This window comes from Pinisolibacter sp. (assembly GCF_036782435.1).
GTDB lineage: Bacteria > Pseudomonadota > Alphaproteobacteria > Rhizobiales > Ancalomicrobiaceae > CALBKH01.
This window is the reverse complement of sequence record NZ_DAIPZB010000017.1, coordinates 40,150-53,384: the sequence shown is the minus strand read 5'-3', so window position 1 is coordinate 53,384 and position 13,235 is coordinate 40,150. Positions and strand designations below refer to the sequence as shown.

The 13,235-nt window shown below is 68.6% G+C and carries 13 protein-coding genes and 1 other RNA gene; 6 read left to right on the top strand and 8 right to left on the bottom strand.

Translation table 11 applies throughout. The features are described from left to right. Positions 1–145: 145 nt before the first annotated feature. Positions 146–895 (bottom strand): YebC/PmpR family DNA-binding transcriptional regulator, encoded by a 750-nt coding sequence (locus V7Q42_RS09435; protein ID WP_333823757.1) that lies wholly within the window; start codon positions 893–895, stop codon positions 146–148. Positions 896–1,254: 359 nt separating this feature from the next. On the opposite strand from V7Q42_RS09435, the gene V7Q42_RS09430 reads away from it, so the two are divergent. After that, positions 1,255–2,508 (top strand): methyl-accepting chemotaxis protein, encoded by a 1,254-nt coding sequence (locus V7Q42_RS09430; RefSeq protein WP_333823755.1) that lies wholly within the window; start codon positions 1,255–1,257, stop codon positions 2,506–2,508. Positions 2,509–2,636: 128 nt separating this feature from the next. Here the strand turns inward: V7Q42_RS09430 and V7Q42_RS09425 are convergent, their stop codons facing one another. The 5 genes from V7Q42_RS09425 to V7Q42_RS09405 form a co-directional block, all read right to left on the bottom strand. Beyond that, complete coding sequence (locus V7Q42_RS09425; protein WP_333823753.1) at positions 2,637–3,452, bottom strand: TIGR00282 family metallophosphoesterase; 816 nt, start codon at positions 3,450–3,452, stop codon at positions 2,637–2,639. Continuing rightward, positions 3,449–4,063, bottom strand: a complete 615-nt coding sequence (locus V7Q42_RS09420; RefSeq protein ID WP_333823752.1) for a 5-formyltetrahydrofolate cyclo-ligase — start codon at positions 4,061–4,063, stop codon at positions 3,449–3,451. Before V7Q42_RS09420 ends, V7Q42_RS09425 begins: the two co-directional genes overlap by 4 nt. Positions 4,064–4,095: 32 nt before the next feature. After that, positions 4,096–4,253: non-coding RNA, 6S RNA (gene ssrS / locus V7Q42_RS09415), on the bottom strand. 67 nt (positions 4,254–4,320) lie between these two features. Then, positions 4,321–4,683, bottom strand: a complete 363-nt coding sequence (locus tag V7Q42_RS09410) for a cell division protein ZapA (RefSeq protein ID WP_333823751.1) — start codon at positions 4,681–4,683, stop codon at positions 4,321–4,323. A gap of 12 nt (positions 4,684–4,695) precedes the next feature. Then, positions 4,696–4,977 carry a DUF4164 domain-containing protein gene (locus V7Q42_RS09405; protein WP_333823750.1) on the bottom strand — a complete coding sequence of 94 codons (282 nt, stop codon included), beginning with the start codon at positions 4,975–4,977 and terminating at the stop codon, positions 4,696–4,698. Between the two features lie 789 nt (positions 4,978–5,766). Between V7Q42_RS09405 and gap the strand changes: the two genes are divergently transcribed. From gap to V7Q42_RS09380, 5 genes are all read left to right on the top strand, one after another. Next, positions 5,767–6,774, top strand: a complete 1,008-nt coding sequence (gene gap, locus V7Q42_RS09400) for a type I glyceraldehyde-3-phosphate dehydrogenase (RefSeq protein ID WP_333823749.1) — start codon at positions 5,767–5,769, stop codon at positions 6,772–6,774. Between the two features lie 73 nt (positions 6,775–6,847). Further along, a complete protein-coding gene (locus V7Q42_RS09395) occupies positions 6,848–8,044 on the top strand; it encodes a phosphoglycerate kinase (protein WP_333823748.1) in 1,197 nt (398 codons plus the stop codon). Positions 8,045–8,225: 181 nt separating this feature from the next. After that, on the top strand, positions 8,226–8,849 hold the full coding sequence (locus V7Q42_RS09390) for a thiamine phosphate synthase (protein ID WP_333823747.1): 624 nt from the start codon (positions 8,226–8,228) through the stop codon (positions 8,847–8,849). Between the two features lie 9 nt (positions 8,850–8,858). Continuing rightward, positions 8,859–10,052 (top strand): tetratricopeptide repeat protein, encoded by a 1,194-nt coding sequence (locus V7Q42_RS09385; RefSeq protein ID WP_333823746.1) that lies wholly within the window; start codon positions 8,859–8,861, stop codon positions 10,050–10,052. A gap of 111 nt (positions 10,053–10,163) precedes the next feature. Then, positions 10,164–10,952, top strand: coding sequence for an inositol monophosphatase family protein (locus V7Q42_RS09380; protein ID WP_333823745.1), 789 nt, complete (start codon positions 10,164–10,166; stop codon positions 10,950–10,952). A 3-nt stretch (positions 10,953–10,955) separates the two neighbouring features. Here the strand turns inward: V7Q42_RS09380 and V7Q42_RS09375 are convergent, their stop codons facing one another. Continuing rightward, on the bottom strand, positions 10,956–12,101 hold the full coding sequence (locus V7Q42_RS09375; RefSeq protein ID WP_333823744.1) for a site-2 protease family protein: 1,146 nt from the start codon (positions 12,099–12,101) through the stop codon (positions 10,956–10,958). Positions 12,102–12,260: 159 nt separating this feature from the next. Further along, positions 12,261–13,055 carry a class II glutamine amidotransferase gene (locus V7Q42_RS09370; RefSeq protein WP_333823743.1) on the bottom strand — a complete coding sequence of 265 codons (795 nt, stop codon included), beginning with the start codon at positions 13,053–13,055 and terminating at the stop codon, positions 12,261–12,263. Positions 13,056–13,235 lie beyond the last annotated feature (180 nt).

The following is a 13,235-nucleotide window of genomic DNA, read 5'->3' as shown; positions in this document are numbered from 1 at the left end:
AGACCACCTCTTTCGCGACGCGGAATCACGTCCCCGCGAAACTCGGCGTGATCGCCCGCACGGCCTTCGCCGCCCCATGGAGACGAAGACGTGCGCCGGAGGTCCCTCTCCGGCGCCCGTCGGAGTTTCATGCGGCACGTTCGCGTCACATCGCGGCGAGCTTGGCCATCACCTCGTCGGAGATGTCGAAGTTGGTGAAGACGTTCTGCACGTCGTCGTCGTCTTCGAGCATGCCGATCAGCTTCATCAGCGTCGTCGCCTTCTCCTCGTCGACCGGCACGGTGTTCTGTGGCCGCCAGTTCGGCTTGATCGATTCCGCCGGACCGAGCGACGCCTCGAGCGCCTTCGACACTTCCGACAGACCTTCGAAGGTGGTCAGGATGGTGTGGCTCTCCTCGTCGGAGATGACGTCGTCGGCCCCCGCCTCGATCGCCGCCTCGAGCACCGCGTCGGTCGACCCGGCCGAGGCCGGATAGACGATCTCGCCGACCCGGTCGAAGGAGAAGGAGACGGATCCCGTCTCGCCCAGCGCCCCGCCGAACTTGGTGAAGGCGGCGCGCACCGCACCACCGGTGCGGTTGCGGTTGTCGGTCAGCGTCTCGACGATCACCGCCGTGCCACCCGGGCCGTAGCCCTCGTAGCGCACCATCTCGTAGGTCTCGGCGTCGGACCCGGAGGCCTTCTTGATGGCGCGCTCGATGTTGTCCTTCGGCATGTTCTCGGCGCGCGCGTTGAGGATGGCGAGACGCAGCTTGGCGTTCATCGCCGGATCGCCGCCACCGTCCTTGGCCGCCACGGTGATCTCGCGAGCGAGCTTGGAGAAGAGCTTGGAGCGGACTTTGTCCTGCTTGCCCTTCCGATGCATGATGTTCTTGAACTGTGAATGTCCGGCCATGGCTCTCGTCTCTCGGTCGGTCTGTCGCCCCGCCTCGATCCACCGCCCACCAGCCGCACGTTCACGCAGGACCCGGGGTCCGGCGAACACGGCTGTGACGACGCGGATCATGCCGGCGGTGGCTGCTCGCGAAGTCGGAAATCGGTGGTGCTTATAGGCGCCTCCGGCTCGGAAATCCAGCCGGGGTGTCCGCGCGACCAATTCTAAGGGAAAATATGTAGCTTCCGTCGAAGGCGAACGTTGCCCTTTACGCGGCGGTAATCAATTCACGTCACAGTTCGATCGAAATATTCCAACTATTGGTTTTTACAACCTGTTTCGTCCGCACCAACCGCCGGTCGAGGAGAGGAAGAAGAACGATGTTCGGCATGTTCGCCAAGCGTGAAACGCCCGTGGAATCCCAGAGCGCCAGCAATGATGTACTCGGCGTCGCCACGTTGCGCGCCATGCTCGATCAGATGCCGGTGAACGTGCTGCTCGCCGATCCGACGAACGGCGACATCGTCTATGTCAACAAGACCAGCGTCGAGACGCTGAAGACCATCCGCCACGAGTTGCCCGCCGGCGTCGATCCGGAGAAGCTCGCCGGTCGTTCGATGGACGTCTTCCACAAGAACCCGGCCCATCAGCGCCGCATCATCGCCGATCCGAAGAACCTGCCCTGGCGCGCCCGCATCAAGCTGGGCAAGGAAACGCTCGACCTGCGCGCCTCGGCCATCCACGGAACCGGCGGCGAATATCTCGGCACCATGGTCACGTGGTCGGTGATCACCGGCCTCACCAATGCCATCGACACCTTCGAGACCCGGGTCAAGGGCGCCATCGACACCGTCTCCGGTGCCGTCGGCTCGCTCCAGGGCCATGCCTCGAGCATGTCGCGCATCGCCGGCGAGACCGTCGCCCAGGCGAGCACATCGGCGAACGCCGCCCAGACCGCCACCGACGACGTCGAGAGCGTCGCCGCCGCCGTGCACGAACTCGACAGCTCCATCGCCGAGATCTCGCGCCAGGCGTCGATCTCCGCCGAGGTCGCCCGCGGCGGCGTCGTCCATGCCGGTGACGCCCGCGACAAGGTCCAGCGCCTGACCGAGGCGTCGGAGAAGATCGGCCACGTCGTCGGCCTGATCCAGGACATCGCCTCCCAGACCAACCTCCTCGCCCTCAACGCCACCATCGAGGCGGCGCGCGCCGGCGAAGCGGGGCGCGGTTTCGCCGTCGTCGCCTCGGAGGTGAAGAACCTCGCCGGTCAGACCACCAAGGCGACCGAGGAGATCACCGGCCAGATCCAGACCATCCAGGCCGCCACCCGCGACGCGGTCGCCTCGATGGCCGAAATCTCGACCACCATCGACCGGATGAACGAAGTGGCGAGCGGCATCTCCGCCGCGGTCGAGGAGCAGTCGGCCACCACCGCCGAGATCGCCCGCTCGGTCGCCGATGCCGCCAACGGCACCCGCGTCGTCGCTTCGACCATGGCCAACCTCCAGGACGAGGCGCACGAGACCGGCCGTTCCGCCGACAGCGTCGCCTCCGCCGTCGCCTCGACCGGTCACGAGACCGAGGTCATGCGCACCGAGATCGATCACTTCATCGAGATCATCAAGAAGATCTGACGCGGGTTCCCCCTCGCGCGACCGCATCGGCCGTCTCCGTCGGAGGCGGCCGATGTCGTTTTCGCGAGTGCCGCGAACGGGGGTCGGGATGCGGGCCGCGCGGCCGAACGGACGACTCGCCTTGCGCCTCAGAACCGCGGCTCGATCTGCGCCAGCCGGCCGCCGAGCCGGACCGGATGGACCGTACGGGCGAGCCCGCTCGCCTCGTCGATCTCCACCGCCACACCGCACAACGTCGCCTCGCCGCCGGCCGGTTCGAACCGCGCCCGGCCGATCTTCGAGGTGAAACGGTTGATCGGTTCGTCCTTCTCCATACCGATGACGCTGTCGTAGTCGCCACACATGCCGGCATCGGTCTGGAAGGCGGTGCCGCCGGCCAGGATCTGGTGATCGGCGGTCGGTACGTGGGTGTGGGTGCCGACGACCAGGCTCGCGCGGCCGTCGACGAAATGCGCCATCGCCTGTTTCTCGCTCGACGCCTCGGCATGCACGTCGATCACCACCGCATCGGCCTGCTCGCCGAGCGGGCAGGCATCGAGCTCGCGCTCGACCGCGGCGAAGGGGTCGTCGAGCGGATCCATGAAGATCCGCCCCATGACGTTCATCACCAGCACCCGCGCCCCGTTGCGCGCCACGTAGAGGTTGGCGCCGCGCCCCGGCGTGCCGTGCGGATAGTTGACCGGACGCAGCAGCTTCGGCTGGCGCTCGATGAACACCAACGCCTCGCGCTGATCCCAGGCGTGGTTGCCGAGCGTGATGACGTCGGCACCGGCGTCGATCAGGTCCTGGGCGATCTCCTCGGTGATGCCGAAGCCACCGGCGGCGTTCTCGCCGTTGACCACGACGAAGTCGAAACGGTGCGCCTCGACGAGGCTCGGCAGGCGGTCGACCACCACCTTGCGGCCGGCGCGACCGACGACGTCGCCGAGGAAGAGCAATCTCATGGCATGTCTCCGCGGGGCATGATCGGCCCCTCTTCGGTGAGGATCAGATCGAGACGGCGATCGTGCACCTCCTCGGGAACCCGATCGACCCGCTGGGTCGAGAACGCGATGCCGATGCGCAGCACCGGATGCGATCGCTCCAACCGCTCCAGCGCCCGGTCGTAGAAGCCGCCGCCGTAGCCGATGCGGCCGCCGCGGTCGTCGAAGGCGGCGAGCGGCATCAAGAGCACCTGCGGTTCGACCTCGGCCGCCGTCGCCGGCGGCTCCGAGAGACCGAAAGCGGCCGCCACCAGCGGCTCGCCCGGCATCCAGCGCCGAAACACCATGGTGACGCCGTCGCCGAGGAGCGCCGGCAGCACCAGCGAATGGCCCTTCGCCGCCAGTCGCACCATCGCCGGCCGCGGATCGATCTCGCTGCGGATCGGCCAGAACCCGGCGACGATCGCTCGCGGCGCCAGATCGAGCCCGTCGACCAGATCGGCGACCCGCTCCGCCACCGCCGTCCGCACTTCGACGGCGAGCCGGTCACGGCGCGCCAGCGCGGCGCGGCGCAGGTCGGCCTTGAGAGCGGCGAGGGGTTCGGCGGCGCCGTCGGCGGGCGTCTCGGTCAACGGCGGAACCGGGTCGAGAGGGAAAGGGGAGTGACGAAGCCACCTCGATCGATGGAGAAATCGATCCCGGGAAACCTACAACGTAGGTGGGCGCCGTGTGGAAAGGCCCACGGGCCGATCCAGGTACAGCTCCCGTTCGGATCGATAAGGCCCCGGGGATACAGTCTCCTGTCGCACCGCGCAGCCTCGTCGGCGCCGAATATAGGGTGCGCCGCGGCGGCCCGCCACAGGTCGTGCGACGGAATTCGTCGGGGGGCTCAGCGCCGCGGTTCGATCGCCTGGGCGAGGCTCTCGATGCGCGCCACCGTCTCGTCGATACGCCGGGCGATCTCGGCCTCGACCTGATCGCGCCGTTCGATCACCGCCGCCCGCGTCTCGCGCAGAGACCGGTTCTCCGCCTCGAGGCTCTTCAGCTTGCGCTGCGTCTCGGCGAGTTCGTCCATCGCCATCACGGCCGCCATGACGGTGAGCCGCTGATCGCCGATCTCGCCGAACGAACCGCGCAGCGAATGGATGGAGTCGTCGATCCGCTGGGCCAGCCCCTGCAGATGCGCCTCCTGGCCGTCTTCGCAGGCCATGCGGTAGATCTTGCCGTTGATGGTGACGCTCACCTGGGCCATCGTCCGCCGCCCTCACCCGCCGTGCGCATCGAGAACGGCGCGGATCGACTCCATCGCCGCCACCAGACGGCGCGACACCTCGCGATTGGTGTCCTCCAGCCGGGTCGAGCGCGCCTTCTCCTGATCGAGGTCCTGGACGATGCGCGACCGGTCCTCGCCGAGGCGGACGATCTCCTCCTCGAGCGTCGCCGCCGATCGATCCGTCTCGAAACGCCGTTCCGCGGCCGCCTCGAGCCGCTCCATCGCCGCCGTCAGCCGCCCGAGCGCCGCCTCGAGGGCAGGTGCCTGAACCATTCGCCGTCTCCCGCTCCCCGCCGGCCGCCGTCCGACGCGAGCTCCTCCCCGCCGCGGTGCCCGCGCTCTCCCCCCTGTTCCGACCATCTCCTCCCGGACGACGGACGACACGATGGCCTCCATGAGGCTCATCGACGCAGGGCGCGCGCGATTTTCGGCGTCTGCGATGCACCGCGCCGACTCGGCACGGCTCACCACGGGGGAATTTAGGCTCCGCGGAAACCCTCGGTCAATGGCGACCGGACTGCTCGGAAATTTCAATACATGCAGATATTTCATTTTCATCGAGAAGGGTTTGCCCCCGGTGGACGCGTCGACGACGCCCCGGACCCTTCCGTCGCCGCCTCGTCGCGACGCGGCGTCGCGGCGATGGCTACCTGCTCCATGTGAACCGATTGAAGCACAAGGGCCTCGGGCTCCGCCGGATTGACACACCCCCCCCGCCTGCTATCAGTGCCGCGAGCCGTGATCGAAGCCGGAACGCGTCGAGACATCGACGTTACTTCAGTTTTTGCTCATGGATATCGCAATCTATTTCGCGCATGCAGCGATTTTCTGTTGCTGCGCAGCGAGAATGCGAAGAGACCCGTGGCGACGCCGAGCTGCGACCACATCGCGATCGGCCCGCGCGGCGTGACCCTACCGGCGATGTCGTCGTCGGCGACATCGGATCTTCACGAAGGGGACGTCTCGTCGTCTCCGGAAGATCGGGATCGGACGGAACGGCCGTGATCGTCCGGGAGCACTCCCGGCGGCGCGGTGATGTAGGTTTTCGAGAGGAGAGCATCCATGGCGGTACGTGTTGCCATCAACGGGTTCGGTCGCATCGGTCGCAACGTCCTGCGCGCCATCGTCGAGTCGGGTCGCACCGACATCGAAGTGGTCGGCATCAACGATCTCGGCCCGGTGGAGACCAACGCCCATCTGGTGCGTTACGACTCGGTCCACGGCCGCTTCCCCGGCACGGTGACCGTCTCGGGCGACACCATCGACGTCGGCCGCGGCCCGATCAAGGTGACCGCCATCAAGAACCCGACCGAGCTGCCCTGGGGCGAACTCGGCGTCGACATCGCCATGGAGTGCACCGGCATCTTCACCGCCCGCGACAAGGCGGCGATGCATCTGGCCGCCGGCGCCAAGCGCGTCCTCGTCTCGGCCCCGGCCGACGGCGCCGACCTGACCGTCGTCTACGGCGTCAACCACGACAAGCTGACCAAGGACCACCTCGTGGTCTCCAACGCGTCGTGCACCACCAACTGCCTCTCGCCCTTCGCCAAGGTGATCAACGACGTCATCGGCATCGAGAAGGGCATGATGACGACCATCCACTCCTACACCGGTGACCAGCCGACGCTCGACACCATGCACAAGGACCTCTACCGCGCTCGCGCGGCGGCCCTCAGCATGATCCCGACCTCGACCGGCGCCGCCAAGGCCGTCGGTCTGGTGCTGCCGGAGCTCAAGGGCAAGCTCGACGGCTTCGCCATCCGCGTGCCGACCCCGAACGTCTCGGTCGTCGACCTGAAGTTCATCGCCAAGCGCGCCACCTCGGTCGCCGAGATCAACGCCGCCATCAAGGCCGCCGCCGACGGCGCGCTCAAGGGCGTCCTGGGCTACACCGAGGACAAGAACGTCTCGTCCGACTTCAACCACGACCCGCATTCCTCGGTCTTCCACATGGACCAGACCAAGGTCATGGACGGCACGCTGTGCTCGGTCCTGTCGTGGTACGACAACGAATGGGGCTTCTCCAACCGCATGGCCGACACGGCCGTCGCGATGGCGAAGTTGATCTGATCGCCCGCATCGAAGCGAAGGGCCGGTGACCACCGGCCCTTTTTTCTCGCCCAGTCACAAGGGGAGTGGATCCATGAGCGCCTTCAAGACCCTCGACGACGCCGACGTGAAGGGCAAGCGCGTCCTCGTCCGTGTCGATCTCAACGTGCCGATGGAAGCGGGCAAGGTCACCGACGACACCCGCATCCGCGCCGTCCTGCCGACCATCACCGAGATCTCCAAGAAGGGCGGCAAGGTGGTCCTGCTCGCTCATTTCGGTCGTCCGAAGGAGGGTCCGGAGGCCAAGTACTCCCTCGCCCAGATCGTCGACGCGGTCGCCGAACGCCTCGGCGCGCCGGTCGCCTTCGCCGCCGACTCGGTCGGCCCGGTCGCGGCGGACGCCATCGCGAAGATGAAGGACGGCGACGTCCTCCTGCTCGAGAACACCCGCTTCTACAAGGGCGAGGAGAAGAACGATCCCGAGCACGTGGCGAAGCTCGCCGCCCTCGGCGACGTCTACGTCAACGACGCCTTCGCCACCGCCCATCGCGCCCACGCCACCACCGAGGGTCTCGCCCATCACCTGCCGGCCTACGCCGGCCGCTGCATGCAGCAGGAACTCGACGCGCTGACCAAGGCGCTCGAGGCACCGCAGCGCCCGGTCGCGGCGGTCGTCGGCGGCGCCAAGGTGTCGTCGAAGCTCGAGCTGCTCGGCAATCTGGTCAAGAAGGTCGATTACCTGATCATCGGTGGCGGCATGGCCAACACCTTCCTCGCCGCGCAGGGCATCGAAGTCGGCAAGTCGCTGTGCGAGCACGACCTCGCCCCGACCGCCCGTGAGATCGTCGAGAAGGCGAAGGCCGCCGGCTGCACCGTCGTCCTGCCGGTCGACGGCGTGGCGGCCAAGGAGTTCAAGGCCGGCGCCGCCAACCGCGTCGTCAAGAACGGCGACATCGCCGCCGACGAGATGGTCCTCGACGCTGGTCCGGCCTCCGTCGCCGCCGTCGTCGCGCTCCTCTCCGAGATCAAGACCCTCGTCTGGAACGGCCCCTTCGGCGCCTTCGAGATCGAGCCCTTCGATGCCGCGACCAACGCCGTCGCCCGCGCCGCCGGCGATCTCGCCGCGGCCGGCAAGCTGACCGCGGTCGCCGGTGGCGGCGACACCGTGGCGGCGCTCAACCACGCCGGTGCGGCTGAGAAGTTCACCTACATCTCCACCGCCGGCGGCGCCTTCCTCGAGTGGCTCGAGGGCAAGGCCCTGCCGGGCGTCGAGTGCCTGCGCAAGGCGTGAGAAATCGTCGCGTCGAAATCTGGAACGGCCCGGGCTCGCGCTCGGGCCGTTCGGCTTTTCGGCGAGCCCGAAGCCGCGCCCGCCTCACCCTCGCCCCTTTTCCCCGCGATTTGACAATCCGGTCGGGACGCGGTCGAAAGAGACCCGTCTTCCGCCTGCCGATTTCCGAGGATCCGATCCCGTGGCCCGTCTCTATCTCGTCACCCCGCGCGACCTCGACATCGCCACCTTCCCCGACGTTCTCGACCAGGCACTCGCCGCCGGCGACGTCGCCTCGCTGCTGATCGCCGTCGACGGCGGCTCCGACATGACCCGCCAGCGCATCGCCGAGATCCTCACTCCGCTCGGCCAGAAGCACGGCGTCGCCGTTCTCGTCCGCAACGACACCCGCGCCGCCGGGCGGTCGAAGGCCGACGGCGTCCACGTCGACACCGGCAAGGCCGATCTCGACGCGGCGCTCGACACCTTCCATCCCGCCTCGATCGTCGGCGTCGGCAACCTCGCCACCCGACACGAGGCGATGGAAGCCGGCGAGACGCAGGTCGACTACGTCTTCTTCGGCGATCTCGACCGCCCCGAATTCGAAGGCGGCAACCCGCGCGCCCGCGAGCTCGCCGAATGGTGGGTGCCGCTGTTCGAGCCGCCGGTGGTGGTGCTCGCCGGTTCCGACCTCGCCTCGCTCGACGCCGCCGCCGCCACCGGCGCCGAATTCGTCGCGCTGCGCGACGCCGTCTGGAGCCATCCGGAAGGCCCCGCCGCGGCCGTCGCCGAAGCGACCCGCCGTCTGGCGGCCGTTCCCGCCTGAGGCAGAGCCATGACGTCCCGCACCCGCCCGATCGGTTTCGGCTCCGCCCTCCTCGCCACCGCCATGGTCCTCGCGACCGTGGCGACGGCCGGCGCCGCCTCCGACAAGACCGGCGCGGGCGCCGCCAAGAAGCCCGCGGCCACCGAGCGCGCGCCGGCGAAGAAGGCGCCGCCGACTCCCGCCCTGCCCACCGACGTCTTCGCCCCCCTCCTCACCGACCTGCCCAAGGCCGGCCTCGATGCGCCGTTCATCAGCCCGACCCTCGGTGACGCTCCGGCCGACGCCACCGACGACCCGGACGCCGATCCGGTCTTCGCCGCCTTCCAGCGCGGCCTGTGGCTGAAGGCCTTCGCCCTCGCCATCCCCCGCGCCGAGGCCGGCGACGCCGCCGCCATGACCATGCTCGGCACGCTGCTCGAGACGGGTCTGGGCGCCAAGATCGATCAGGCCAAAGCGGCCGAATGGTACGGTCTCGCCGCCGCCCGCGGCGACCGCGAAGCCGCTGCCGCGCTGGCGCTGATGCATGTCGAAGGGCGCGGCGTGAAGCGCGACGTCGACCGCGCCGCCGAACTCTTCCGCGCCGCCGCCGCCGGGAGCCAACCGGTCGCGCTGACCAATCTGGCGCTGATGCATCTGCGCGGCGAACTGCCGGACCGCGCCGACGAGGATCCGGCCGATCTGCTGACCCGCGCCGCCACCCGCGGCAACGTCGAAGCGCAATACACCCTCGCTTCCCTCTTCGCCGACGACAAGAATCCGAAGCGCGATCCGGTCGCCGCGGCGCGCTGGATGCGCGAAGCGGCGATGGCCGGCTTCGAAGCGGCGGAGGTCGAATTCGGCCTGATGCTCGCCAACGGCAAGGGCATCCAGAAGAACATCGGCGACGCCTTCATCTGGATCCGCCGCTCGGCGCTGCGCGGCAACGCCATCGGCCGCAATCGCCTCGCGCGCATGTACGCCGTCGGTCTCGGCGTCGATCCCGACCCGGTCGAGGCGTGGAAGTGGCACAGTCTGGCCAAGCGCCAGGGCCTCCCCGACCTGTGGCTCGAGACCCGCCTCGCCGGCATGTCCGACGCCGATCGCAAGCGCGCCGAGGAGATGGCCGCCGCCATCGCCGGCGGCATCGCGCCGCCGCCGCGCCCCGCGCCGAGCGAGACCCCGGATACTCCCCCGCCGAGCGAGCCCGCGCCCGCCCGTCCCTGACGCTTTCCGCCTTGACCCCCCGGCCGTTTCGTGATGACGAGAGGCCGACCCCGGCGGGCGATGCCCGCGAGCCGCGCAGACCCGCGCCCCACCCGGATACAGGATCCCCCGATGGCCCGCTCGGCACTTCTCAACGTCATGGTCGACGCCGCCCGCAAGGCCGGCCGGTCGCTCACCCGCGACTTCGGCGAGGTCGAGAACCTCCAGGTCTCGCACAAGGGTCCGGCCGACTTCGTCTCCGCCGCCGACCGCAAGGCCGAACAGATCGTCCGCGACGAACTCCTCAAGGCGCGCCCGACCTGGGGCTTCCTCGGCGAGGAGGGCGGCGCCACCGAAGGCAGCGATCCGAGTCATCGCTGGATCGTCGATCCGCTCGACGGCACCACCAACTTCCTGCACGGCATCCCGATCTTCGCCGTCTCCATCGCCCTGGAGAGGCAGGGTCAGCTCGTCGCCGGTGTCATCTACAACCCGATCATGGACGAACTCTATGTCGCCGAGCGCGGCTCCGGCGCCTTCGTGAACGACCGCCGCCTACGCGTCGCCGCCCGCCACGACATGAAGGCCTGCGTCATCGGCACCGGCATCCCCTTCCTCGGCCACGGCGACCACCCGAAGGCGCTGCGCCAGATCGGCGCGGTGATGGGCGAAGTCGCCGGCATCCGCCGTTGTGGCGCCGCCGCGATCGACCTCGCCTGGGTCGCCTCCGGCCGCCTCGACGGCTTCTGGGAACAGCCGCTCAACGCCTGGGACATGGCGGCCGGCATCGTCCTGATCCGCGAGGCCGGTGGTTTCGTTTCCGACCTCGACGGTCGTGATCGCATGTTCGAGACCGGCGGCATCGTCGCCGGCAACGAAAACGTCCACCGTCGCCTGTCGGCCATCCTCGCCAAGGCGTGACGCTCAGATCTCCTCGCCCTCGATCCGCATCCGCAACGTCAGCGTCTCCAGGAGATCCTTGAGGGTGAGGAGGCCGACGAGACGTCCGCTCTCGTCGACGACCAGCAGCCGCGAGCGACCGGACTTGCGCATCAGATCCAGTGCCTGACGCGCCGACAGGTCGGGGGCCACGGTGCCGCCGGCCTCGATCGGCTCGGCGATCTCCATCACCGAGGTCGAGGGCCAGGCTTCGCGCGGCACGCTCGACAACGCCCCGACCGCCACCAGCCCGCGCGGTCGATCCGCCCCGTCGGTCACCGGATAGGTGTCGTGGCGGGTGCGATAGACCACCTCTTCGACGAAGTCGGTGAGCGACAGCCCGACCGGCACCGTGACCGGGTCGGGCGTCATGAACCGCGCCACCGTGGCGTCGCCGAGCATCCGCCGCGCCGCCAGATCGAGCCCCGAGGCGATCGCCGCCGAGCGGATGAAGAAACCGATCAGCACCGTCCACAACCCGTCGCCGAGCCGTCCCGCGAGGATCTGCATCACCCCGAGGGCGGCCAGACCGAAGCCGAGACCGGCGCCGATGTGCGAGGCGAGCCGCGTCGCCTTGTCGTGGTCGCCGCCCTTCAGCCACAGCGCGGCGCGCAGGATGCGTCCGCCGTCGAGCGGGAAGGCCGGCAGCAGATTGAAGATGCCGAGCACCAGATTGAGGCTGGCGAGATAGCGCAGCAGCAATTCGACCGGCAGCTGGCTCGACGACAGCCCGGCGGTCGCCATCGCCAAGAGCTTGAGGATCCCGGCGAGAGCGAAGGAGGTGGCCGGCCCCGCCGCGGCGACCAGCAGCTCGGCGGTCGGCGACGTCGGCTCGTCCTCGAGCTCCGCCGCGCCCCCGAACATGTGCAGCGTGATGCCGCGCATCTCCATGCCGAAACGCCGAGCCACCAGCGAATGGCCGAGCTCGTGCAGCACGATCGAGGCGAAGATGCCGACGACCGCGAAGAAGCCGAGGATCCAGTAGGTGGAGGCGGGAAGCCCCTCGTGCACCGCCGGGAAATAGCCGGAGGCGAGCGAACCGCCGATCAGCACCGCGATCAGCAGGAAGGAGAGATCGATGCGGATCTCGAAACCGAAGATCCGAAAGAGGGTGACGCCGCGACCGAACATGCCCGACCTCGCGCGCGATCGACGCCGGGGGATCCGGCGATCATACGCGTTTCGGACGAGTATATCCGAAACGCGTATTCCGTTCCTCGAAAGCCCGTCCCGACAGGGGCTTTCGACGGGTCGAATCCGGCATCGCGAAGCGATCCGCCGGATTTCCCGTCACGGGCAGGCGCAATCGCAGATGACGCGATCCAGGCTGCCGTAGGTCGGTGTACCACCTCTGGTGACCGAGACGAAGCCGCACTTCGGCACTTCGCGCCAACTGTCGCATTCCTCGTCGATCGGTTCCGACACGACGATGGTGCCGTCGAGCCGATCGGAGATGTAGAGAGTGGGCGGCCGCGGGTCCGACGACCAGCGGAAGGCCCACAACCGATCCCCATCGGTGAGGCAGGCGGCGAACCGGAAGGCCTCGCGCACCCCCGCCTGCTGCTGGATGTCGAGCACCAGACGAATGGTCCGCGCGATCGCCCCGACCGGATCCCCGTCGAGCCCCTGGCCGAGGGCGGCGAGGAAGAAGGCCTCGGAATCGGTCGACCCCACCCGCCGGACGTAGAGATCGTCGGGGATCAGCCCCTCGACCTTGCGGCGGATCAGCTTGTGGCCGCCGATCTGGCCGTTGTGCATGAACATCCACTTGCCGTGGACGAAGGGATGGCAGTTGACCCGAGCGACCGCCGCCTCGGTCGAGGCCCGCACATGGGCGAAGAACAGCCCGGAGCGCACCTGGGCGCAGATCGAGCGCAGGTTCTCGTCCGACCAAGCCGGCAGCGTCTCGCGATAGCACCCCGGTTCGGAGCGCTCGCCGTACCAGCCGATGCCGAAGCCGTCGCCGTTGGTCGGCGTCTTGCCCTGCGAGGCGGAGAGCGCCTGATGGACGAGGGAATGTTCCGGACGGCAGACGAGATCCTCGAGCAGGATCGGCCGACCGGTATAGGCGAGGATGCGACACATGGGCGATGGTCCCCGACGACCCGGAGATTTGCGTCGAAAGCTCAGTATGAGGAACCAATTGTTAACAAACCGGCAAGGAATGGTAAACCATCCCGTTGCCGCTTGTTCCGGCGCAATTCGAATCCTCGTGCCGAATTTCCCGGCACGCCGGGCCCGACCCGGCGCGCCGTTCGTCCGATG